The 23,063-nt window shown below is 56.0% G+C and carries 18 protein-coding genes, 2 tRNA genes and 1 pseudogene; 7 read left to right on the top strand and 14 right to left on the bottom strand.

Annotation, left to right across the window (positions count from 1 at the left end):
• The first annotated feature begins 28 nt into the window (after positions 1 to 28).
• Complete coding sequence (locus tag AC5S26_RS11340) at positions 29 to 1,051, top strand: hypothetical protein (protein ID WP_494185002.1); 1,023 nt, start codon at positions 29 to 31, stop codon at positions 1,049 to 1,051.
• Here AC5S26_RS11340 and qhpE read toward each other — a convergent pair.
• From qhpE to peaA, 6 genes are all read right to left on the bottom strand, one after another.
• Positions 1,048 to 1,758, bottom strand: a complete 711-nt coding sequence (qhpE, locus tag AC5S26_RS11335) for a subtilisin-like serine protease QhpE (protein ID WP_494185001.1) — start codon at positions 1,756 to 1,758, stop codon at positions 1,048 to 1,050. The genes AC5S26_RS11340 and qhpE overlap by 4 nt on opposite strands.
• Positions 1,755 to 3,533, bottom strand: coding sequence for an ABC transporter ATP-binding protein (locus tag AC5S26_RS11330; RefSeq protein WP_494185000.1), 1,779 nt, complete (start codon positions 3,531 to 3,533; stop codon positions 1,755 to 1,757). Before AC5S26_RS11330 ends, qhpE begins: the two co-directional genes overlap by 4 nt.
• A 74-nt stretch (positions 3,534 to 3,607) precedes the next feature.
• Positions 3,608 to 4,726 carry a YncE family protein gene (locus tag AC5S26_RS11325; RefSeq protein ID WP_494184999.1) on the bottom strand — a complete coding sequence of 373 codons (1,119 nt, stop codon included), beginning with the start codon at positions 4,724 to 4,726 and terminating at the stop codon, positions 3,608 to 3,610.
• Between the two features lie 30 nt (positions 4,727 to 4,756).
• On the bottom strand, positions 4,757 to 5,098 hold the full coding sequence (gene qhpC / locus AC5S26_RS11320) for a quinohemoprotein amine dehydrogenase subunit gamma (protein WP_494184998.1): 342 nt from the start codon (positions 5,096 to 5,098) through the stop codon (positions 4,757 to 4,759).
• Positions 5,095 to 6,522, bottom strand: coding sequence for a quinohemoprotein amine dehydrogenase maturation protein (gene peaB / locus AC5S26_RS11315; RefSeq protein WP_494184997.1), 1,428 nt, complete (start codon positions 6,520 to 6,522; stop codon positions 5,095 to 5,097). Before peaB ends, qhpC begins: the two co-directional genes overlap by 4 nt.
• On the bottom strand, positions 6,519 to 8,270 hold the full coding sequence (peaA, locus tag AC5S26_RS11310; protein ID WP_494184996.1) for a quinohemoprotein amine dehydrogenase subunit alpha: 1,752 nt from the start codon (positions 8,268 to 8,270) through the stop codon (positions 6,519 to 6,521). Before peaA ends, peaB begins: the two co-directional genes overlap by 4 nt.
• Before the next feature lie 646 nt (positions 8,271 to 8,916).
• Here peaA and AC5S26_RS11305 point away from each other — a divergent pair.
• From AC5S26_RS11305 to AC5S26_RS11285, 5 genes and pseudogenes are all read left to right on the top strand, one after another.
• Positions 8,917 to 9,329, top strand: a pseudogene (locus AC5S26_RS11305) (MerR family DNA-binding protein).
• Positions 9,326 to 9,574: a DF family (seleno)protein gene (locus AC5S26_RS11300; RefSeq protein WP_494184995.1), complete on the top strand. Its 249-nt coding sequence runs from the start codon at positions 9,326 to 9,328 to the stop codon at positions 9,572 to 9,574. Before AC5S26_RS11305 ends, AC5S26_RS11300 begins: the two are co-directional and overlap by 4 nt.
• Positions 9,575 to 9,643: 69 nt before the next feature.
• Complete coding sequence (locus tag AC5S26_RS11295) at positions 9,644 to 9,934, top strand: mercuric transporter MerT family protein (RefSeq protein ID WP_494184994.1); 291 nt, start codon at positions 9,644 to 9,646, stop codon at positions 9,932 to 9,934.
• Between the two features lie 185 nt (positions 9,935 to 10,119).
• On the top strand, positions 10,120 to 11,607 hold the full coding sequence (locus tag AC5S26_RS11290; protein ID WP_494184993.1) for a hypothetical protein: 1,488 nt from the start codon (positions 10,120 to 10,122) through the stop codon (positions 11,605 to 11,607).
• A gap of 345 nt (positions 11,608 to 11,952) precedes the next feature.
• Positions 11,953 to 12,141, top strand: coding sequence for a hypothetical protein (locus AC5S26_RS11285; protein WP_494184992.1), 189 nt, complete (start codon positions 11,953 to 11,955; stop codon positions 12,139 to 12,141).
• 222 nt (positions 12,142 to 12,363) lie between these two features.
• On the opposite strand, the gene AC5S26_RS11280 is transcribed toward AC5S26_RS11285, so the two are convergent.
• The 8 genes from AC5S26_RS11280 to smc form a co-directional block, all read right to left on the bottom strand.
• Positions 12,364 to 12,438: transfer RNA gene (locus AC5S26_RS11280), tRNA-Cys, on the bottom strand.
• 69 nt (positions 12,439 to 12,507) lie between these two features.
• A tRNA-Gly gene (locus AC5S26_RS11275) sits at positions 12,508 to 12,582 on the bottom strand.
• A gap of 83 nt (positions 12,583 to 12,665) precedes the next feature.
• Positions 12,666 to 14,615, bottom strand: a complete 1,950-nt coding sequence (locus tag AC5S26_RS11270; protein WP_494184991.1) for a type II secretion system protein GspD — start codon at positions 14,613 to 14,615, stop codon at positions 12,666 to 12,668.
• A gap of 27 nt (positions 14,616 to 14,642) precedes the next feature.
• Positions 14,643 to 14,945, bottom strand: coding sequence for a helix-turn-helix domain-containing protein (locus tag AC5S26_RS11265; RefSeq protein WP_494184990.1), 303 nt, complete (start codon positions 14,943 to 14,945; stop codon positions 14,643 to 14,645).
• A 50-nt stretch (positions 14,946 to 14,995) separates the two neighbouring features.
• On the bottom strand, positions 14,996 to 15,532 hold the full coding sequence (locus tag AC5S26_RS11260) for a CvpA family protein (RefSeq protein ID WP_494184989.1): 537 nt from the start codon (positions 15,530 to 15,532) through the stop codon (positions 14,996 to 14,998).
• On the bottom strand, positions 15,529 to 16,425 hold the full coding sequence (locus AC5S26_RS11255; protein ID WP_494184988.1) for a phosphoribosylaminoimidazolesuccinocarboxamide synthase: 897 nt from the start codon (positions 16,423 to 16,425) through the stop codon (positions 15,529 to 15,531). The genes AC5S26_RS11260 and AC5S26_RS11255 overlap by 4 nt, the downstream gene beginning before the upstream one ends.
• A gap of 41 nt (positions 16,426 to 16,466) precedes the next feature.
• On the bottom strand, positions 16,467 to 17,096 hold the full coding sequence (locus AC5S26_RS11250; protein WP_494184987.1) for a hypothetical protein: 630 nt from the start codon (positions 17,094 to 17,096) through the stop codon (positions 16,467 to 16,469).
• Between the two features lie 69 nt (positions 17,097 to 17,165).
• Complete coding sequence (gene smc / locus AC5S26_RS11245; protein ID WP_494184986.1) at positions 17,166 to 21,047, bottom strand: chromosome segregation protein SMC; 3,882 nt, start codon at positions 21,045 to 21,047, stop codon at positions 17,166 to 17,168.
• A 542-nt stretch (positions 21,048 to 21,589) separates the two neighbouring features.
• On the opposite strand from smc, the gene AC5S26_RS11240 reads away from it, so the two are divergent.
• The gene (locus AC5S26_RS11240; protein ID WP_494184985.1) at positions 21,590 to 22,906 is read left to right on the top strand and encodes a hypothetical protein; all 1,317 of its coding nucleotides are present in this window, start codon (positions 21,590 to 21,592) and stop codon (positions 22,904 to 22,906) included.
• Positions 22,907 to 23,063: the final 157 nt, after the last annotated feature.

The following is a 23,063-nucleotide window of genomic DNA, read 5'->3' as shown; positions in this document are numbered from 1 at the left end:
AGAGTCGATTGCAAGTGCGACAGAGTGTGTGATCCTGAAAGGGGACGGCATCGCCGCGGTTTGCGCGGGGCGTTTGCTGATCGACGCGAAGATGGATTGTGCGTTGGTTGCTGCGGAACGCCCAAAGCTGGCAGCGATTCTGCTGGGAGAGCAGACGCAGCGCCTGTTGCAGGAGATATTCGAAACAAACCAGAACGGTGCGGATCTCTTCTCGGGTTTTCCGCGAATTACTAAACGCATTGTGTTGTGGGGCGAAGCGAAGACCCCGGTGGTCTTGCCTCACGAGGGAGTGGTGGTTTCCGAGGAGGAGTTGCTGAAGAGACTGTGGCAGCGCGTTTCTAGCGTTCGTAGACCTGCACAGGTGAATGGTAGTTGGGTTGTCGCATCCTATCGTGATGAAGGAGAAGAGAGTTCTGCATTGGAGTGGAGTTATGGAACACGCACGGCGCGCTTTGCGCATGTAAAGCTTCGTGAGAATGCAGAGGAAGATGCGTGCTGGGTGGAGTCTGTTCAGACGGGCTGGTTGTTCATGTTGTTTCTCGGCGATGGGATGGCCTCGTTGATCTGTGTCGGTGGCACTGCGTCTGACCTATTGGGGAGAAGCAGGCTTATCGCGCCACGGATTGAGTTTGTTGTGAGTGAGAGCGGCCAAGTTGCATCGCATCCGCGGATGCGGCAGAGGCTGCTGGACGGCAGGAGGATTGCATGCGGCGGCGCGGCAATGAACTTCGATCCCTTATGTGGCGAAGGCGCGGGGAATGCCGCGCGTGAGGCGTTTCTGGCGGTGGCCGTCATCCGGGCAGCCGTTGCCGGAGAAGATGTTGTCTCTCTGGGGCAACACTACGCGTCGCGGCTGATGCACGGTTTTCAGCGTCACCTGCAGCTCTGCTTGCAGTTTTACAGTTGCGGTGGCGTGAGCGAATTTTGGCGAGCTGAGTGTGAATCGCTGAGAAAAGGGCTTGCGGAGTTTGACCAGATCATACCGAGCTTGCCCGTAGCACGATATAGGCTGGCAGATCGTAAGCTGATTCCGCTGGAGAGCGTGCCTTAGTGAGTGCTGCTTGTCAGAACAGGATCTGGCAACGGTTGATCGATCGCGAGTCGATTTAGCCAGTTGTCGCTTCCGTCAATCTCTAAACCTGAAGCGTGCCACAACCGTGCAATGTGAGCGGTCACGTGAGCCACTGCAAAACTTACTCCATGGAGATTACGTTCCCGTGGCACACCGTGAATGTCGAGTGGGTATGGGCAGGCGGCCGCGTGAGGCGTGGGCGACTCCAAGAGGCGGGTGGACTCCCTCGGGCAGCTGGGATCTTCGGTGACACCGATCACGGATGGGATTGAACCGGGAAGCATAGGAATGCCGTTCGCCTCGTAGGCGGAGACAATCAGTGCATTGTTTTTTCTGGCTTCTTCTATAGCAGCGGCGAAGTGTGGCAGGTGATCGCGGTTAGCGGTTCCAAGACTGAGATTGATGATGTTGATCTGCTTTTGCAGGCACCAGTGGATTGCGCGGAGAACGATGGAGAGGGAGGTCGCGAGACGAGAGTCGAAGATCTTGACCGCGAAGATATCAGCATCAGGAGCCATCTTCTGGAGAAGCGCACAGACTGCGGTGCCGTGTCCCAGTGTGTCTTGAAAGCCTTCGGTCTGACCTTCAGCCGTGATAGTAATACCGCCCAAGACGGGACGCTGGATGTGCGGGTGGTTGGCGAAGACGCCGCTATCGAGCATGGCGATTCGTAGGCGGGAGCTCATGCGAATGAGGCCTCAGGGAGGCGTGAATCAGCTGTTGAAAAATGCTGCGCGAGATAGCCGGGCGCGTGAAGCAGGTCGCTGGGGTGGCCCTGCTGGACGATGCGACCCTCATCTAGGGCGATGACGTGATCCGCTGTCTCAACAAGAGAGCGGCGATGGGTGATGACGATGATGGTGGTTGAGCGGAGGTCGGAGGCAAGCTTTTCGGTTACGAGCGATTCGGTACGCGGGTCGAGAGCGGAGGTTGGCTCGTCGAGGAGGAGGATGGCAGGTTTGCGAAGAAGGGCGCGGGCAAGGGCGATGCGTTGGCGTTCGCCGACGGAGAGGGTCGAACCGCGCTCGCCGATGATCGTTTCATAGCCGTGGGGCAGGGAATCGATGAAGTTATGGATGCCGGCCTGAGCGGCAGCTGCGTGGATATCAGTTACTGCTGCGGAAGGATGGGAGTAGGCGATATTTTCGCGGACCGTGGCGTGGAAGAGGTAGGGGGTTTGTTCAACGATTGCGATGGAGGAGCGAAGATCGGCAAGTGAGAGGTCGCGAATGTCGATGCCGTCGATGGTAATGGCGCCGTTCTCAACATCGAAGAACCGAACGAGCAAGTCGCCTATAGTGGATTTGCCGGCACCACTCGAGCCCACTATGGCGCAGATGGTGTGTTTGGGAACAGTGAAGGAGACGTTGGTTAGGACAGGGACCTGGGGTGTGTAGCGGAAGCCCACATTTTGAAAGCAAATCTCGTGGCTGAAGGCTGGAAAGGGTCTAGGGGATTGAGAGTCGGCAACTTCAACGGGGACGTCAAGCACTTCGAAGACGCGTGCGAGAGAGACTCCCCCGGTAAGCAGGCTGGTATAGACACCGAGGAGATTTTGCACCGGGGAGAGTAATTTGACGTGGTACGCCATGAAGGCTACGAAGGCGCCGAGGGTAAGTTGATGTTCAATGACGAGCTTTCCTCCATAGAGGAAGACAGTTGCCGTAGACAGGGTGAGGACTGTGCCTGGTAGTCCGCTGGCGAGAAACGAAGTCATCTGCATGGAGATGAGGGAAGTGACGAAGGAGTCGTTGTGAGTGGCGAATCGGTCCGCTTCACGTTTCTGCGCACCGGTTGAGACGATGAGTCGCATTCCCATGATGCTTTCGATGAGAAAGCTGCCGAGGTCGGCGCTGCGTTGGCGCAACTCGAAGGTGTGTTGCGTGAGGCGACGCTGGTAATGGCGCAGTGCAAGGACGCTGAAGGGTAGCAGGGCGAGGCTGGCCACGGTCAGACGCGGATTGAGCCATACCATGATGACTAGGCTGCCGACCAGAAAGAGAACGTTGGAAAAGATAGAGAGTAGCGTATCGGCACAGACACGCTGAACCTCCCCGATGTCGTTATTGATACGGGATACGATATCGCCGAGTTTGTGGTGAGCGAAGTATCGAGGCGAGAGGCGCTGAAGATGCTCGAAGACTGCGAGCCGCATCCGGAAGAGGCTTTCGGCTGAGAGCCGGGTGTAGCAATAACTGGAGGCGGCGCTTACAACAAAGCCGACGATGGTTATGACGACCATCGCGGTGGCGATCTGCCACAGAGCATGGAGGTTGCGGCGAAGGAGCGCTTCGTCAATCAGAAGGCGCGAGATATAAGGCTGGGCAAGACCGACAAAGGTGGAGAAGAGTCCAAGCAAAAGCACTGCAAGCAGGTTGCGCCAGTAAGGTGCAACGAAGATGAATGCGCGCCGGTATTGACGGAACGGGATGGGAGTCCGGGAGTTCGACTGATGTTGCATTGGCTGCCTTGAAGTATCCCGCAAAGAAAGAGGCGTACCGTCGTCGGAGAGACGCACGCCTCATAGTGTATTGATCAGTTGCCAAGGGGCATGACGACCAGGTTTGAGGTTGTGTCGCCCTGAAGATTGATGGTGCTCTCAAGCGCCAGCGTCTTTGCGTCGTAGACTTCGACCTCGTAGCCGGCGTTGTAGATCAGCAGCTTCTTGCCGTCTGCGGTCATCCCAAAGTTGAGACGGGTACGACCGGTGAACTCACGCTTGTTGATGATCTTCTTGCTGTCCATATCAAAGACCCAGAATTCGGTGACGCGGTCCCCATGGGTGCCGTTGATCGCTACCGTGTAGCCGAGCTTCCGATCAGGAGAGAGCATGAGGGGCTGGATGCTGGTTGCGGAGGGGCCGATCGGGGTTAGGTCGAAGGTCTGCTTGGAGAGATCGATCTCGGCAAGTCCAAAGATGTCACGATGCACGTATGGGTCGGAGGCGTTGAAGATGCTCATCAACTTTCCTGGTGGCTCGTTGGGATCTTCGAGAACACTCAGAGAGAGGTTGTCCATTCCCGGCGGCGCAATGGGATTGGAGAGCTCGATGGTCTTTGTCACCTTGAGATCGTCAGTATTCACGACGAGAATGTGCTGACGGAAGACGTAGAGCGACTTTCCGTCGGGAGAGACGCGGAGAAGAGCGCGGCCGCCGGGAGCCTCATCTTTGGGGAATGGAGCGCTTTTGACGATCTTTTTTTGAGCAAGGTCGATGATGGCGAACTTGGGGTCGGCGATCTCGAAGCGATCGGTCTTTTTGGTGATGGCCGTAACGAGGGAGTAGATGTATTTACCCGTGGGATCGATCGCGAGTCCGCTCAGGCGGTTCGTCTCCTGGCCGGAATTTAGCGAGAAGGAGTCGAGAACCTTACGGGTTTTGAGATCGACGGTGACGATGGAGTTGTCGCGCATCGTGGACGCGTAGAGCCTGGTTTTGTCCGGCGACAGAAGCATGATGCGGGCGATATCGGTCGGCAGCTCAATGTTGTCGATGATCTTGTTCTGATTGATGTCGATGACATGGATGGTGTGGGGCCATGAGGCGAGATACATCAGTTGCTGCCCCGCGGGTTTAATCGTGGTCTTGTTGCCGGCGGCAAAGCTGAAGGCCGATAGGGCGCAGACAGATAGAAACTTTACGACGGCTCGCATGATGCTCCTCTCAACGTGACTGCAAAAGAATTATGGGAAGACGATATCGATGTTGCGCCAATCCTTGGTGGCGAGAGCACACTTGCTTGTCCAGTCGGGATAGTTGTTCATGTGATCGGGAACCTGTGCGGGCCAGAAGCAGGAGACATAGCAATCGAAGAGGTCACGTTCGACCGGTTGGCAGAGACCCGCTGTACCTCCAGCGGCGTCGACCTCCCATCCGGGGGAGAAGACGATGGAGCAGCCCATGGGCACATGAGGCGCCTTGGGTGCGGGTGCGCCGGACTGGAGGGCGACGATGTCCTCCTTCTCGGCATGGAGAGTGTTTTCGATGCGTACAGCCTTTTGATTAATGGCGCGTAGGTGCTTCATGCAGCCTTCCTTTCAGCGAAGTGTTGCAGAAATGAGGGATTTTTTTCGGCGATGGTGGCATAGATTTCGAGACACTTATTAGTCCAGGTCCGAATCCAGTCGCAGTAGTGGAGATTAGCGTGGCCGGTATCGCCGTAGCGGACGAAGGCCTCATGATGGCATCCGCCGGCGCAGAGCGGGCGGGCCCAGCATGTGTGGCAGTCGTACTTGGTATCGATGTTGCCTCGGCCAAGGAACTCGTTGCGTTTTTCGTGATCAATGCCCGTCGCTATGTTGCCGAGGACATGTTCGTCAGAGTCGACGAAGCGATGACAGGGGGCGATATCTCCCGAGGGGCCGACGCCAACCATGCCGAGCCCGGCGCCGCAGGGCAGGGATTTGTTGACTCCCTGGTGCAGCTCGGCAAGGGTATCGCTTACGTTCGAGAAGCCGTGATGCTCGCCGCGAAGGGCGTGCTCGAGATACTCGTCGGCGAGAGCGCTGAACTGTTCGAGGACAGAATCCATTCCGGGCTCGCCGATGGAGTAGAGGCGATCGGGTGAGGTGGTCACGGGGGCAAAGGCTACCTCGTGGAAGCCGAGCTCGTGCTTGAGATGCTGGTAGATTTTACGCACGTCCATCGCGGCCGAGGTCATGGTGACGCGGGCTCCGACGGGACGGCTGCGATGTTTTGCGATGAGCTCCTCAACCTTGGGCCGGATGATGTCGTACGATCCCTTCCCATTCGAGAAGATGCGAAATTTGTCCTGCATCTCTCGTGTGCCATCCATGCTGACGGTTACGCCGATGCCATTTTCGGTCAGAAACTCGATGATGGCGGAGGAAAGCAAGGTCGCGTTGGTGGTGAGGCTGAACTCGACGTTACGGCCAAGTTCAGCCGCTCGCTGACGAGCATAGGCGACGACCTGTTTCATGAGCGGGAAGTTCATGAGAGTCTCGCCGCCAAAGAATGTAATGTGAACGGAGGGACGATCGCCGGATTCGGTGAAAAGGTAGTCGACCGAAGCCTGAGCCGTCTCCCAGTCCATGAACTTCTTCTTGCCGTCGGGAGTCGCGATCTTGTCTTCGCCGAACTCGTAGCAGTAGGAGCAGGAGAGGTTGCACTGGTTAGTGACGTTGAGAACAATGCTTTGCAAGGGAAAGTTCTCCGGCAGCGGCTGCGACGGCTCATACGTAGGCGCTCCGGACTGGATGGCGCAGACAGCGTATAGCTCATCGATCGATTCCTCGATCTCGGCGGTGGAGTATCCCCTGGTTGCCATCTCTTCAACGAGAGATTCGCGCGTCCGGGGGGAGTTCTCCAGCCGTGCGAGAAGCTCCGTCGAGATGCTGTCGAGAGCGATGATCCCGCCGCTCGGCACAAGGTAAGCGAAGTCATAGTCGATACCCCGGAAGGTATGAACTTCAGAGCGTGAGAGCGTCATTCGGCCACCTCCGGTTGATCCCACTGCATGTACTGAGGAACGGCGACGATGAAGTAGCTGCGGCCTGTGACGGGTTTCTCGGCCCCTGGCGGTGTAAACTCCGCTACAGCCCAGACATCTCCGTAGTTATTGCGTTGGGATTTTCGCTTGGGGTTGGGTCCATCGCTGGCGGGAGTGAAGAAGCCGGTCTTGGCATCCATGGCCCCGACGTACTGGACGTCGTCGTCACCGTAGGAGGCTACAAACTCCTCAATCTTCCACTTCGCTGGAACGGCACCGAGTTCAATGTCATCGGCGGTATTGGGCTTTCCATCCTGACCATTGCTGTAGCCGATTGCCTCAAACTGCATGTAGCCCTTGGAGTGAGTGTCGCTTCCGAGATGGGCGAGTGATGTGGCGGGCGTTACCTTGAGATAGTCCATCTTGTCGTAGACGGCGTAGGCGTTGGCTATCGCAATACCGCCGACCGCGACGATTCTACGGCCAGGGGTCGCTTTCGCATCGACGCTAGCAAGGATCGTAACAAGCTGCGACGAATTCGAGACGACCTTGGTGACGGTGACACCAGGTCCAAGGTTGACATCTGAGGCGGAGACGGATGGAGGAAGGTGAGCTCCATAGATGCGGACTGTATTATCGGACGTGCCAGCCTTGAGCGATCCGATGTCCGTGCCGAGAACCACGGAAGCACCAGTATCGCGGCGCAAGGTGGTTTCCATGCCGAACTCCTGATAAGTCCCCCAGAACCAGCGGCCCGTGAGTTCAGATTGATCTCCTGAGAGCATCATGACTTCGCGAACTCCGCTCGGTGCTTCGACGCCTGCGATTTTTGCATCGCCCTTCGAGCGACCGCGCCATGCGTAGCCGGTGTAGACGATACTGCTGCCAGCGCTGGACCAGGTGTCCCCACAGGTGAAGGTTATTTGTGTACTGGTAGAGTAACCTCCGTCTGAGGGCTTATCTTCAACCTTGGTTTGGCCAAAGAATTTGCCTTTGCCGGGAAGGGTGCCAGATACGAGCCAGGTTCCCGCAAGTTTTGGCGTCTGGACAGAGGATGACCAGTTGGACCATTCCGGCGTGATGAGGGGAGTGCTCTTCTTGACCCAAGCGAGAGCCACATCTACGGGTTCCTTGGGAGTCTCGCCAGACGGGCTCGGGGTGGATTCGCGTCCAGCGCCTCGAGCGCCTGCACGACGGAACGAAACGTCGATGCTTGGGAAGAACGCGACATGCATGTTCTTAAGCAGATCCCAGTCTTCCGGGGTTCGGCGCCAACTCAGGGGTTTGGCCAGTGCGTGACATGCGGCGCAGGAGTGCTGGACATCAGCGACATCCGGCATCTTTTCATCAACAATGCTTCGCTGAACGAAGTACTGAATCGGTGCGGCCTCCGAGGGGGCGAGACCGTGGCTGTCGCTCAGATAACGAAGGATTTGGTGCGCTTCATCAGGAGTGAGCTGCAGACCGTTCAGACGGATCATGCGCTTGGTGGCTTCTTCCCAGCCTTCGGGGGTCGTACGAACCGAAGAGATGCGAGTGAGGTTTCCGTTTGAATCGGCAGCATGACAGGTTCCACACTTTTCGATAACAAGTTTGTCGGTGACCGGAATCAGCTGCTCGTGAACCTCTTTGCCAGACTTGGAAGCTGACCCCTGCGCATTCGTGATCTCGAGAAGAGCGAGGAAGAGGAAAGAGAAAGTCAGCGTTCTTTTCGCAACAAGAAAACACTTACCTGAAAAGCGAGGCATTCAATCCACCCTTTCGCAACATGCAAGCATTGAAAATATTTCTTTTCCTAGTGAGTGGACTCACAAGAGGAAGCCAGTAATTACTTTGGAAAAGTCAACGGTAATAGTTCAGTTGGCGCATACCAGCAGCTACTTGGCTGACTGACAGCGCTACTCCAGCGGATAAGCTGGAAGCAACGTTCTATTCGCACTCACTGGTTTGCGGCTTGGCAACCGAGCAGTGCAAGTCCGATGGGAAACTCGAGGATACTGCGAACACGCTCCAGGAGGAGAGTGGCAAGGCTAGTGAAGTTAAAAAATGCTGTAAAGATTATGTAGCAGAAGACTCAGCGATTGTCTAGATCGATTTGCAAGAAGTTCTGACAATAGCTTGGTTTAGGTGGGAAGGACATTTCGAGGCAAAAATCGCTTCACATAATTCCGCGCCCCCGCCGATTAATGAGATGGTCCACCGCTTGATTTGCCTGGTTGGCAGGTCGATTGTGGTTGCAGCTTCTAACAAGGAGGATCATCGATATGCATATAGTTTCGGTTGGCATCGGATCTTGGCAAGACGACGTTTCACCTTGAGCCGTTGTGGCTCATGTCAGCGCGCTTGACTCTGAAGTGAACTCCAGACTTTATGCTGGTGATGAGGCTGTAATCGATGCAAATCGGAAGGGTCGCCCAGAGCACAGGACTGAGTGTTGACACCATTCGCTTCTACGAGAGGCAGAGCCTCATTCCTCTGGCTCGGCGCACCGATACAGGGTCTACGACGAAAGCACCGTCGATAGGTTGCAGCTCATCGGTCGGGCGCAGAGCCTCGGCTTTTCTCTCCAGGAAATCCGTGAGTTGTTACTGATTGAGGACAACCAACCGGACGGATGTTCTCACGTGCGGGATCTGATTGCAGACAAAGTCAAACAGGTGAAAGAGAAAATCACCGGGCTCCGGCGAATTCAGAAGCGGCTGGCAAAAGCTCAAGAGCAATGTAGCACAGCCCTCAAAAGGTTTTGCGGTGCCCGATGTCCTATTCTCCAAGAGTTGGAATCGGGACGCGAGAGAGGCCCAAAGTGAAGGCCGAAGTTCTGTATTTCAAAGGATGTCCCAACCACGAGTCCGCAGTTGAACAGGTCCGGAAGGCGCTCCGGAGCGAAGGTCTCCCAATACTTGTGAACGAAGTGGAGATAACCGATCCAGGAATGGCGCAGAAGTTCGGCTTTCTGGGCTCGCCAAGTATTCGTATCGATGGGATTGAGGTGGAGCCAGACGCCAGGGAGATAAAAAACATTTGGGTTTGGTTGCCGCACGTATTCCGATGACGAGGGAAAGCGGTCTGGCTCCCCTCCCGTCGGCCTCATTCAACAGGCAGCGCGTGAGAGAAGAAGCGCGTGAACGCGAAACCAACAAATGGTCCGGGGTTTCTTGCATTGAGAGGTGTTGCCGCTGTCCTCGCATCTTCCTGCTGCCTGGGGCCACTTATTCTCGTAATGATGGGTTTCAGTGGTGCATGGATCGGAAGCCTATCGGCCTTGGAACCCTACCGCCCGTTGTTCTTAGGGTTTACATTGATTGCCCTACTGCTTGCGGGTTTCCGCATCTTTCGGCGAGCGAAGGATTGCGACCTAGATGGTAACTGGTCCACACCACAGCTACTTCGAGGCGCTGCGAGGGTATCTTGAGATGCATGGTTGCTCTGTCGCTTTCTACTCGGACAAGAATCATTTTGGCACACCAGCTGTATACGGATACATTTATCATGTTGTCGCTCTCGAAACGGTGGTTTCCCGCCCGGAAAGGTTTCAGCAATGTCAAAACAGTGCGGTCGTCAAAGTGATTTCAATTGCGCAAGCCGGGCGGTCTCAGCGTGAAAAATCTATCTCGTCGTGAACTTTGTGGAGCACTCCCTGCCCTCGGGCTCTTCGGCATGGTTTCGAATTCAGCTGTGGCGCAGCTCATCACCGGAGCCAGCAAAGTCAAGTCAGGCTCATCCCAGATTCAGTCGAAGCTCGAGATCGATTCTTCGAGTGCGAAGCTGGAGGAGGTTTTCCAATGGGCGAAGTCCCAGGCCCTGGCTTATACCTTTGACGATGGCGACCCTGTGGGCCCGTGGTACGAAGCAGTGGAGCCTGGACGCGAAGGATTTTGCATTCGCGACACATGTCATCAGGCACTCGGCGCTCAGGCGCTGGGGCTGGCACGTTTCAATCGCAACATGTTGCGGCTGTTCGCTGAGAATATCTCTGACTCAAAGGACTGGTGCAGCTATTGGGAGATCGACCGTTTCAACCGGCCCGCGCCAGTGGACTACAAGAATGATGCGGAGTTCTGGTACAACCTTCCTTCGAACTTCGATTTAGTCGATTGTTGCTACAGGATGTATGTGTGGAGCGGCGACCTGATTTATGTTGAGGATCCGGTATTCATAAATCTTTATGACCACACCGTCAATGACTATGTTGAGCGCTGGGGCCTGGATCTGGATCACGTGATGACCCGGCCGCGCCTGGTGAATGCTCGCGGCATCTTCGACTCGGCCAAAAAATTTCCAAAGAACCGCGGTATCCCCGGCTACAACGAAGGCGACCATACCTATGTGATGGGCTTCGATGTGTTGGCAGCTCAGCGAGCGGCCTATCTTGCCTATGCACATATCCAGCAGATCCGCGAAAACGCCGAACTTGCGGAAATCTTCCTGAAAAAAGCTGCTGCTGTGGAAAAGCTTCTGCTGGACACCTGGTGGAATAAGGCCGACCAGTGTTTCTATGCCCGGCTCAACAAGGACTATCGCCTGGAAGGCTGCGGGCGACGTGCCAACATTAACGTTTCCTTAGATTGGAATGCGGAGGGGACTTCAGATGCCGGAGGCTTTACTCGACCCGACGATCGTGAGGCGGCAGTAGCGGGCTTGCTGGATCTTAGCCATGCACGCCTCGAATATCCTGAAGTCTCATTTTCCCGAGTAGGCGACATTGTCAGCAGCATTATGGGAGTCAATCTACAGTTTAGTTCTCCTCTGCTCTCCTCGGTGGACGGTAACTGGGTGGAGGTCACGGTCAAAACGTTGTCAGGACTAGGAACGGGCATCGGCTGGGCCGAAGTGCGCAATCTGCCGATTCGCGCTTGCGAAGTCACGATCCGGCACGACAGCATACACCGAACCACCTTCACAAACCAGCGCGGTCCAGCGCTGATCTGGCGGGCAATGTTCGATGGACACCACGAAACGCTGCTAGTGAACAACCGACAGGAGAAGAGCGTGACCGAAACGGATCCTCGCGGCCGAATGATCTCATCGATAAGAGTTACCGTCGGCGCCGGCGGAACCGTGAGCGTGGAAGTCCCCAAAAACTGACTTCTTGACAGTAAATTCATCAATGAGAAAGAAGCGCCTAATCTCCTAGAAAACTTTGGAAATTGGCAACGAAATCAAGCCTTCTCCGTGAGTGCATTGCCCTGAAGGACGAGACTACGAGTGAGTTGGCGATTTGGCGCTCATCGAAAATCGGAAGGCATTTTACGATAAGAGCGCTTTTATGAGGTCGCTTGTAGGGATTAGCCTTTACGGAGCGCGCATTCAGATAGCAAGCTCCACACACCGAAGTACCACCGAACCAACCGCCCCATCCGTCTGACAGAGGCGGACGTCGAGCGACCGCTTGCTCTAAAGTCGCGAGTGGGAGCAACGGATGAAGACTGTATGTTTCCGGACCGCATCAAGAAACCGGGAAAGAAGATGAAGCCCGGTCCGTTCCGACACGAAGAGCTTCTTGGCAGGGTCATTCAACCTGTCGCCGACGAGCTTGGCCTTCTGCACATTACGTGGCGCCTCCTGCGGCATTGGGGAGCGACACAGATGGTGGAGGCGCGGGTACCGATCAAGGCATAGGAACGCCTTGGTCACTCGCGTCCCGATATTGTTCTCGGTTTCTATGCGCATGTCCTCGACGCATCGGCGGACATGGCGGCAGAGACACTGAGCGGACAGCTACGGGGAGGTTTTACGTGCCGCGTGGTCGCTCAGGCGGCTGATTAGACAGGGCTTGATTTGCAATTGGCTGCCATCCGCATCAACCGGGTCAATCAGTCGTTGTAAGTGATTGAGAAGATTTGGAGGCGCGGGTCGGGATCGAACCGACGCATAAAGGTTTTGCAGACCTCTCCCTTACCACTTGGGTACCGCGCCTCAATGGGGCCTGACCACTGCCTCAGCCCCGCAGATTGTAAGGGAAGTGTAACGCAGGCAGGGACATTTTGGAGCGGGAGACCGGGGTCGAACCGGCGACATCTTCCTTGGCAAGGAAGCACTCTACCACTGAGCTACTCCCGCTCTCACAGGATCAAGTATAGCGATCGAGTCCTTTGCGGTCAAACGGAGGAAGATGTCGCAAGTCTCTGAATCTCACCGTATTGTCAGTCGGGAAGCCGTTGCTCGAACGCGATCCGCGGTCCCGACGTATTGTCGGAACGATGGCGAACAACATGCGGCGTAATCAACAATACCAGCTCGCTGGTGTCGAGTTCCGATACCTTGTTAGCGGTTGCAGTCTGGAAGCCGGGAAGCTCGCTGAGACCAGGGAGTCCGCTGACGGCAGCCGATTCCGTGCGCGAAAGTGAGCTGGCAAGAAGGGCACTTTCACCGTCGCCAACCGTAACCGTAGATACATATTGACGGTTCGCAAGCACGGGGATGTTGTTGAGGGATCCGCCTGCGAGCGCTTCGATCTTCAGATCGAGTTGCATACTGACGCGACCCGATTTTTGCACTGTAGGTGTTGCCTTGAGCGTGAGACCAAGATCTTCGTATTGAATTTGTGGAATGGTAACGCTGCTGGCCTGATTGACCAGATTCTGTGCGCTTACCCCGTTTACGGTCACTCCGGCGAGAGCGCCTGTGTTTCCGGCAATTCCGGTTGTGTATGTCGACGTGGTGATTGGATATCGAGTACCTGAACGAAAGGTGCCGGTCTCCCTGTCTCCAAGGCGAAGTTTGATGGTATCGAGAGCGCGGGTATCGCTGGAGCTGAGGGCGAGATGAAGGGTCGTTGAGGCATTAAGCGTTACGCCGCTCGTCGTCAGTCCACCTCCGAAAAAGCCGATGGTGTTGGCCAGAAGAGAACTCTGAACCAATCCAGAAGAGATGAGCGCGAGAGCGATTGTGATGTCGTTGGCGCCAGCCGGAATTAGACCCTGCGCGATGGCCTGGTTTACGAGATCCTGGTTGGAAGTGACGATATCGTGAGCCGCGCTCTCGGCGTTATATACGCCAAGTTGTTGCGGCAATTGAACTCCAATGTTGCGTTGGTGAGTGCGATCCACAGTATAAAGGTTGATATCCAGGACTACCTCTGCTCCGCCATCAATGAGATCGGCCAGAGTGGAATTGAGTGCTGAAATGGTGTCCTCTGGCGCTCGGACGGAGATGCTGCCTCCATTACTCTGGATGCTGGCCTTTTTGACGTCGAAGACACTCTGGACTACCGTACCCAACTCCTTCATCTGGGATGATGTGAATCCGGGAACGTATATCGTCTCCTGAAGCTGATGTTCGAATTTCTCGCGGCTCTCGGTAGTATCCTTCGCTATCAGGACTGTATGGGCATCGACTGGCGTGGCGAAGGCATGAGCCATGGAGAGTGCGATGGTTGAGGCTTGGGCGTAGGAGACTTTTTCAAGATCAAGGCGTAAGTTCTGGTGTTCGACCGAATCGTCGAAGACGGTTCGAATCCCGAACCGCGAGAAGACCTGCTGAAGTACCTGCTGGGTGTCAGCGTGAAGATGAAACTCCTGCTCCTCGACAGACGGCGATAAAGCAATCGGGCCTGCGATGGTACTTATGCGGCGAGCGAAGGGATTGAAGACAACCCCATCCTCATTCCTGACCTCAGGGTGGAAGATGGATCTCGGAACGGTGTCTTTCGTGTGCTGACTGACGATGTTATTAGTGGGGTCGAGTTGGCGGGCCTCGGCAAGAAGTGAGTCGGCTCTTTCTGGGTGGCCTGACAGCCGAGCTCTTCCAGCCTGCTGGACAAGTTCGGTAACTCGATGCTCATGAGCAAGCGCAGCCGCCTGTACGTAATCTGTCCTGGAAGGAACGATTTCATGTGCTTTGAGGAACTGCTTTTCTGCTCCTGCCAGATCCCCTCGGTCGAGTAGCTTCACCCCTGCCAAATAGGCGTCGTCACTTTGCCGCGCTTCACGTCGAGTGATTTTAGGAGGAGCGGCCTTACGAGTGGAAACGTCGGTGGACTGGGCATCTGACGGTGAGGGCTGTTGGGCAACAACTACAGCGGGTAGGCCGAGAGATAATGCAAACGCGGTGACACAGAAGGAAAACGCGTTGCGTTGTGAAATGAAAAGCATGGTTGCTTGTTGGACGAAGAAATCCGCTTATCGGACCCCCGTCGCCCCTCGATTGAATCTGGGAGTGATGCTCTGGACTCGCGGGCGCTCGCTTGCAGGAGGACGCCGCATGCCATTGCGGATCTGGGTGGTATCCATCTCCAGCTCGGCGAGGGTTCGGCTCAAGGTATTGCGGTGCATGCCGAGCTCGTCAGCGGCCTTGCACTGATTGCCTTTGTGCTGCGCAAGAACTTCAAGAATATAGCGTCGCTTAAACTGCCGAACGGCGTCAGCGTAGGAGACACCGGCGCTGTGCATCTGAATGACAAGACCGTCCAATTCGCGCTTCAAAGGCTTACTCCTCGCTGGTCGTCTAATTGCGACACTTCCTCATTGTGACCCTAGGGATGCGATTTGATCCAATCGTGTGCGTTGTGCTTGAGTTCGGATCCGCCGGCCAGGATTAGCTGCTCGAGGTCGTGAGGTACAACGAAGGATACCGCATGTGACCCAGCAATGAAATAGGGTGCGAGCTGAGAATTTTTTAGCCAGCCTGCGTTGGGAAGAAAAGCAGTTACGGCCATCAGAATCGCAACTCCGAGTAGACCGCCCCTTGCCAACCCGAACGCTGCGCCCCCTAAACGATCGAAAAAGCCGAGGCCGAGGGCGTGCGCCGAGGCGTGAATTACCCTTCCCAGAAGGGCAGACAGTACCATTACGCCAACAGCGATCAGTAAAAAGGCAACCACGCTGGCGATGGCCGTGTTTGAGATCCACCCAGATAGCTTTTCCGCAAGCCAAGAATAGTTCCATGCGGCGAGAACAATCCCGCACAGAAGCCCTGCTAGCGAGAACAGCTCCAAAACAAGCCCACGGAAGAAGGCCTGAATCGCCGAGATGGCGATAATGATGACCAGCAGCCAGTCCAGGGGATTCATAGCTCGGAGCGTCCCGTAATAAGCCGGAAAGCATCAAGATATTTTGCCTGTGTTTGCTCGACGACTTCATCGGGAAGCGAGGGTGCGGGAGCCTGTTTGTTCCAGCGGATCGATTCGAGATAGTCGCGAACGTACTGTTTATCGAACGAAGGCTGCGGACCACCCGGGGAATAGACATTGGCTGGCCAATAGCGCGATGAATCTGGTGTTAGGACTTCGTCAGCCAGAATGATCTCTCCGTCGATCAGGCCGAACTCAAACTTGGTATCGGCGAGGATGAGTCCCCGGCTTTCGGCATGGCGGGACGCCTTCTCGAAGATCTCCAACGTTAGCCGGCGTAAGGCGCGTGCGTTATCCTCTCCTACCGCCGCGACCACATCGTCAAAAGAAATGTTCTCGTCGTGGCCACCGGTGTTGATCTTGGCGGCGGGCGTGAAGATCGGCTCCGGAAGGCGATCCGACTCACGAAGGCCGGTCGGCAGTCCAATTCCGCAGACGGCCCCGGTCGCCTGGTAGTCTTTCCATCCCGAACCAGAGAGATAGGCACGCACGACGCACTCTACTGGGAACATCTGGGCACGGCGTACAACCATGCTTCGTCCCTCGAGTTGATCTCGATAAGGGGCCAGGGATGAGGGGAACTTCCGAGCGTCTGCCGTCAACACGTGGTTTCGGACGGTGCTCTTAAGAAAGTCGAACCAAAATAGGGAAAGCTGCGTGAGAATGCGCCCCTTGTCCGGGATGCCGCTGCCGAGCACATGGTCGAAGGCTGAAATGCGATCCGTAGCTACGAAGAGTAGCTCTTTTTCGCTCAGGGAATAGATGTCGCGAACCTTGCCACGTGCTTCAGGGGAGAGAGAGCCGAGATGGGTTTCCAGAAGTGCGGTGTGCATGACTCTTTGACGGTATCACCTCCAGGGCCGCATGAGAGGAGCTAACGAAGAGGGAGAATCACGTCGATTGCGGGCTTGCCGTCGGCATGTGCCGGGCAGTGAAAATGCACCATGCGACGCTGCGGATCAACCTGTGCCGACGCCGCTCCTGGATTGCATTCGTCGTCTCCGAAAGTGGCTCGCTGGGCTACATGACGAAGAATTGGGATCAAAGGTGGTCGATAGAAAACAATCATGTCCACTCCCGAATTTCCCGAAGAATCCGTATCCCAGGGACTCTTCTCAAGAATGTAGGAGTTCGCCAGTACCGTAATATCGGCAGCGGACCAGTCGAAGATTCGCGTTAGCGGTATCAGCAGCGTGGATCCAATCAATGGCGCGAGCAGGATAACCGAGCTAGTTGAGGTAAGCCACTGCGGCTTCATCAGGCTGAATCGAGCTAGTAGAACCTCATAACCGGCCACAGCCGCCCAGCAAATCACCGCATTCAGCCGGGTCGAAGTCATGCTCCATTGAGAAGCGATAGAGAAAACGCGGAACAAAACCATGGCGCAAGCGGTGATCAGGATGAATCTTTGTAGCCATCCAGGCAGCCTCCACCATAGAAGACGGAGCAGCAGCACCGCTCCAGTAAGCAGCCCCAGCAGGCCGAAGGTTAGAGGCAGGTGCATATTAGCGTTCGTACTCGCATACAACAAAATGCTATGGTTGCAGCGCGAGAGAAAGAACTGTCTTGTCCCTCAGGCCACTGCACGCCGAGCGATGTTATCGTCTCGGCGATTTAGATTAACGCTGACAACCTTGGAGACACCTGGCTCTTGCATGGTAACTCCATAAATGATGTCTGCCTGCGCCATAGTCCGTTTGCTATGCGTAATTACGACGAACTGCGTGTTTGCACTCATATCCGCGATAAGTTTGGCAAAGCGGCCCACGTTCGTCTCGTCCAGTGGTGCGTCAACCTCGTCCAGAATGCAGAATGGCGCGGGCTGGAATTGAAAGATACCGACCAGGAGTGAGAGCGCCGTCAGAGCTTTCTCTCCACCTGAAAGCAGAAGGATATTCTGCAGCTTCTTGCCTGGAGGAGAGGCTACGATCTCGATGCCGCTTTCCGCGGAGTTCTCAGTGTCGGTCAGCCTCATAAATGCCTGGCCGCCACCAAATAGCTTCGAAAAGGTGACGGAGAAGTTTTCATTGATCACATGGTAGGCCTCGTCGAACTTCTGCCGTGAGATCTCATCGATCTCCTTAATGGAAGCCTGTGTGTTCTCGATCGAATCAAGCAGGTCCTTGCGCTGCGTTTCGAGAAATGTGTGGCGCTGGGTTGTCTCGTTGTACTCATCGAGCGCCATCATGTTGACCGGACCCATCGCTTCAAGCTTCTGTTTCAGGGAACGAGATGCTTCTTCTTCCTCGTGCAGCGAATCGCCTTCTATGCGGACGATAGTCCCGTCCTCACGCAAAACAGAGGCTTCCACTGCCAAATCGTTCAGGCAAGTAGCATCAATATGCTCGATGTCCGATGCCAACTTCGCCGCACGCGCCGTGTGGGCTGCGCGCTCTTCGCGGAGCGCCTCAGTCTCATGACGCAATATCCGAAGGCGCTGGTCAAGCTCGGTTACCGCTGTGCGAAGTTCATTGGCTTCTGTTGTGTAGCGCTCTCCCTCCGCCAGTGCGCTCGCACGAGTCTCCGAAAGCTCGGTGTGTTGCGTGGCAAGGGCTGCGGTTTCCTCCTCGCGGCGCAACTTTTCCGTCGCAGAAGAGGAGATCTGCTGGTCGATCTGTTGGATCCGCTGATTCTGGCCGTTGTACAAACGCGAAGTCTGGTCAAAGTTCGACTGTGCATTACGTCGGCGTTCCTCTAATCCGGCCAGAGCAGCCGACGCCTCGGCTGCCGACTGCTGAAGCCTCTCTCGTTGGTCCCGCAGTTCGTCGAGCTGCCTCTGGAGTTCAGCCAGCGAATTCTCAAGTCCGGCCCGCTCCGCCTCAAAGGCTGCGGCCTCCTGCTGCTTTCGCCCGATTAGCTCTGTCTTCTGATTTCTGGCATCCCGATTACGCTCTGTAGCAAGCGACCACTCCTGAAGCCTGCGCTCAATCCGCACGGTTTCGGACTCCATCTGGCGTAGCGCTGCTCCGGAGTTTGCCACTTCACGCTCAGCTTCGCGCCTCTCCTGGGTCTTGCTGTCGATCGCCGCGGTCAAATCGGTGATCTGACGCTGCAAATCCGCCGTGCTCATATCAGCCTGCGAAAGAGCCTGTTCTGCCTGCTCGATCTTTTGCTGGACCTCCACCAACTCACGTTTTAGAGCCAGCGGGCCCTGTGCTCGAGGGCGTCCACCAGTGACAGTGACGTTATGGAAGGTCTCCCCGGTGGGGGAGAGAAAAAAGGCGTGCGGGTTCGACAGCGCCAGCGTACGCGCCGTGTAAGAATCCGGCGCGACGAAGCCCTCGCGCAGCTTAGGCAGTATGACCTCAAGCGATTTGCCGAAGCCGTCGAGCACCCGAACGCACTCGCGCAGCGGCACAACACCTTCAATATGGGTCGTGCTGCTGGCCGCCTCGCTGGCCATGCCTTCGGCAAAAGAGAAGTTCGCCTGCGCATCATTGGGGTGAACGAGGAAGGTTGCACGGCCCGCTACGTTCGTTTGCAGAAGGTGCATGCCTGCATCGGCGGCGTCCCAGCTCTTTACCACAACATAGTTCAGCTCATCGCGTAGGAACTCATCGACGACACTTTCGTACTTGCCGTCGACCTCGAGAAAGTCCGCAAGCGTTCCTACCGGAGCTACGTTGCCTGACTGAGTGGCGGCGCTCGATTTGAAGATATTCCGTACCGTCTCGGTCGAATAGCTGTGATCACGAATCAGCCCCTCGAGGGAGTTGCGACGACCGTTGAGGGTCGCAAGCTCGCCACGAAGCTGATCGCCACGTCGTTTGCTATCGTTTTCTTCCTTACGGCGTGCATCGATCTGGAGCCGCATGTCTGCTACTTCGGCCTCAAGACGCTTCAATCGCTCTGTGACAGATTCGAACGAAAGCTTGACCTGTCCGCGTTGCAGACCGAGGGTCTCCAACTCCTGTCGAGCCACCTCGGATTCGCGTTCAAGCCGCTGTGCCTCTTGCTCGAGTCCAGTGAGAGCCGCCGCAGCCTGGGCTTCTTCGTTGCGAGTCTGCGAGGCTCGTTGCACAAGCTGCAGCGTCTGGCGGCGATTCTGTTCGGCCTGCTGCTCGGCTCCCTGGAGCGAGCGCATAGCTTCCTGGGCTTCACCCTGCTGTTGCTGTGCTGACTGACGAGAGCTTGTTGCTTCCGTGGTCGCATTTTCGAGGAAGTTGCGATGCTGCTCCAGTTCGCCGGCGAGCGAGGTCAATTGCTCACGTCCTTGGGCAAGTTCCTCGGTACTGGTCGCGAGCCGCTGTGTCAGCTCTGCGATGCGATCAGCGTTTGATGCTGTTCGAGCGACGATCCGTTCAAGCTCCACGGCGGACTGGTTCGCTCTCGACCCGGCCTCGCGAATCTGTTGATCGAGCGCATAGCCGCGGTTAATACCATCGGTATGCTCCGCATCCATCTGCTCAAGCGTCGTCGCCTGGATATCGATCTGCGTGCCCAGCGTGGCAATTCGCTCGTTCGTTGCGGCATGCTCGTCATCCATCTGGGCCATGCGGCTGGCAAGCACCACACGCAAACGCATGCGGAGCTCGTCTCTTAACGACCCGTATCGCTCTGCCTTTGCTGCCTGACGCTTAAGCGTGGCCATCTGCCGCGTCACTTCCTCGAAGATGTCGTTTACACGCGCGAGGTTCTGCTTCGCCGACTCCAGGCGCAGCTCAGCCAGTCGCTTCTTCGTCTTGAAACGGGTAATTCCGGCAGCTTCTTCGATGATGCCGCGACGATCCAGGGGTTTCGAGCTGAGAAGCTGGCCAATTCGCTCCTGGCCGATGATCGCGTAGGACTCCCCTCCAAGTCCCGTGCCCATGAAGATGTCCTGGATATCGCGTAGGCGGCAGATTTTGCCGTTGAGCAGGTACTCCGAGTCCCCGGAGCGGAACAGGCGACGCGTAATTGTCAGCTCGCCGGCGCGCACCGGGGCACGGTTGAACTTGCGACGGCGAATTTTGAGGACGACGTTGCTGGTTGTACCCTCAGCGGCTTCAGCAGGAAGCTCGGTTGCCTCTCCTTCGATCACGGTACCCGGCTGAGCCTCTGTCACGGCGTCTTCTGTCTCTTGAGCATGTTGCTGGCGTAGCGTGGTCTCATCCCAGTCGGAGATCTCCGCCATACGCTCGGCGGGGTGCTCATCGGTGACGATAACCTCTGGACCATCTGGAGAGAGCGCCGTTCCGTCATAGACCTCGGGATCGACCAACGTAAGCGAAACCTCCGCCATGCCCGTTGGTTTACGATCTCGCGTCCCGGCGAAGATCACATCTTCCATCTTGACGCCGCGCAGACTTTTGGCCGATTGCTCGCCCAGCACCCAGGTAATAGCATCAGAGATATTTGATTTGCCACATCCGTTGGGGCCGACGATGGCGGCGATCCCTTCTCCGGAGAGCTGAACCTCAGTTCTGTCACAGAATGATTTAAATCCGAGGATCTGGACTTTTTTGAGCTTAAGCAAAGGTCACCTCTCTGCTGTGCTCGCTTTTCGTTAGGGAAGAGCACAGTAGTTGTAAGACTGTGCTAACTGTAGCTTCACGAGATCACAGAATCAACGGTTTCAATACTACTAATTGTGGATAAGACGTACCAAACACTATGAATGGGTCCCATTCGCGGAAATCATCCATTCCGAGCCCTTGTAAAAATGCGAAAACAAATTTGTTCAGGCTAAACCAGTGCAACGATTGTTTTTCCGATTTTAAATAGGGTTTTACGCTAAATGGGGCAGGAGAGATGTGAAACTTATCAGACAGTGTTGGATTGATCGCAGAACCCTACCCTTGCCATGGAGCAACGAGGTTTCTATAATCCGCATCATCATGCCGTGATGGAGAAATGCAGTCGAACCTCTTGACCATTGGTTGAGGGCGGGTCGGTTGACTGTTGAAACACGCATCGTACTGTTGTCGTGCATCTAAAGTGTGATATATCGGTCTGACCATCTGGCAACAGCTGGCAGGAAGCTTAATAAGAAGAGAGATTTAACTGAGGAGTATGGGAATGAAGAAGGCAGTCGTTGCGTCTCTCCTGGCGGTCGCTAGCGTTGCATCTGGTGCGCGTATTGCGGTTGCACAAACACCGGCCCCGGCGGCTAATACGCAAGCAGGTGGCGGCGTACAGCTTGCGCCAGCCGAATACAATGCTTATACAGCGGCCATTGGGCAGAGCACACCCCAGACACAGGCTCCTGCACTTGAGTCTTTTCTGACGACGTATCCACAGTCTCAGGTAAAGGCTGATGTGCTCCAACGCTTGATGCTGGCCTACAGCGCCTTCGATCCGGCCAAAACGCTGGATGCCGCAGACCGGCTCCTTCAAGTGGACCCTTCCAATATTCGCGCTCTCACGATGGAGTCCTACTTCCACCTACAGAACGCGGATAAGCTCACAGACCCGGCTGCAAAACAGCCCGAGCTGGACAAGGCAGCAGAAGCCGGCCAGAAGGGTCTGGATGCTCCGAAGCCGAAAGACATGAGCGATGCTGATTTCAACACGGTCAAAACGGCGGCTGTTCCTGTTTTCCACCGCGCGATCGCAACGTCGGCTTTGAATAAGAAGGATGCTGCCACGGCCGTTACCCAGTTGAAGCAGAGCCTTGCTAGCGTTCCTGTCGAGCAGACCAAGACCCCTGGTCCGTTGCTCACCGACACCTATCTGCTGGCCAACGCATACTACCAATCCACTCCGCCTGACGCTCTCAACTGCGCTTGGTATGCCACCCGCGCGGCTACCTTCGCCCCCGAGCCTTACAAGACGCAGATGATGCCGCTCGCCAAATATTGCTACAAGAAGTACCACGGCGCGGACGATGGATTTGACGCCCTCGTGACCGCTTCTCAGGCAAGCCTTGATCCGCCGGCAGATCTGTCCACCACCATCAAGCCGGCTCCTTCGCCCGCCGACATCGTAAAGCAGGTCCTCGCGAGCACGCCTGATCCGGCAACTCTTGCCGTCTCTGACAAGGAGTTCATCCTCCAGAATGGCAGCCCTGAAGATGCCGCTAAGGTGTGGGACACGGTCAAGGGCAAATCGGTTCAGTTCCCGGATGCCACCGTGGTCTCGGTAAGCGACACGGCGCTCCAGCTCTCTGTCTCGGACGATGCTGTGCAGTCGAAGACTGCCGACTTCACCTTCAACCTGACCGCTCCGCTCAAGACACCTCCTGCCGCGGGAGACAAGGTGACGGTAACCGGAACCTACGACTCGTTTACTCCGAAGCCCATCATGATCACGATGAGCAATGGCACAGTAGTCGAGCCGAAGAAGGCACCTGCGAAGCCCACCCCGGCCCATCACCGGGCAACTCCACGCAAGTAGTAACCGATTGGTAAAAAGCTACAAAGAGGGGCGAGCCGCAAGCTCGCCCTTCTTTTACGTAACAGGTCGCTGGAATATTTTCGTTTCTGGCGATCACTGCCGCTTAGATCAAGCGGCGAAGCAACACCAGCCTCACAGGGCAAGATCTCTTCTCCAA

Source organism: Edaphobacter sp. FHG110511_03, from assembly GCF_059115365.1.
This window is presented reverse-complemented; position numbering and strand designations above follow the sequence as displayed.